The organism is Vibrio sp. 1401 (assembly GCF_033340295.1).
Window position 1 is genome coordinate 1 of record NZ_JAWOWF010000498.1, and the last position, 628, is coordinate 628.

The following is a 628-nucleotide window of genomic DNA, read 5'->3' on the forward strand; positions in this document are numbered from 1 at the left end:
GGTCTGAAAGGTGAGCTTCCTTTTGGCGATGATACTGATCCTTATGTTTGGCTATTAGATCCAGAACAACAATTGAAAGCTCACGCAATTATTGAAGCATTTAGGCAGCAGTCACAAAGCAACATATATGAAGACTGGCAATGTCCTCATTGTCTTGAACACAACGAAGGACAGTTTGGTGCGTGTTGGCAATGTGGATATCAAATTGGGGAGCCATGATCGTTCCCCTATTCTCGCATTTCAGGTGTCTATATTGATGGCTAGGCGACGATACTTTGTTGCTTTATAAATTCGATAGAGTGTTGGTTAAAATCTTCAGGACGCTCTACATTGCAGACATGACCGCAGTTTGGAATTTCACGCAAGATACTGAGCTTATGCGCTGCAACCATCTCTTTCACCGGTTGGATGAACATATAGTCTCTATCACCCATCAAATACAATGTCGGTATGGGTAACTCTCTGTCTTTGAAGTACTTCATCAATGGGTTTACATCCGCGGCAAGAATAAACCAGCGTTTAAACTCTTTTTGGCACAGCTTCTTTGCTTCTCGAATAAACAAATGCCTTGATTCACGCTGACTTCGTTGAGGCATCACAATGTATGCAAACAGCTTATACAACCACA

2 protein-coding genes are annotated in these 628 nt (G+C 42.0%); one reads left to right on the plus strand and one right to left on the minus strand.

The features are described 5' to 3' along the window. Window positions 1-219 (plus strand): DUF2007 domain-containing protein (locus tag R7Z77_RS26455; RefSeq protein WP_318137184.1); only part of this gene is annotated, 219 nt, incomplete at its 5' end. Between the two features lie 41 nt (window positions 220-260). Here R7Z77_RS26455 and R7Z77_RS26460 read toward each other — a convergent pair. After that, on the minus strand, window positions 261-628 hold a 368-nt coding region (locus R7Z77_RS26460), incomplete at its 5' end, for an alpha/beta hydrolase (RefSeq protein WP_318137185.1).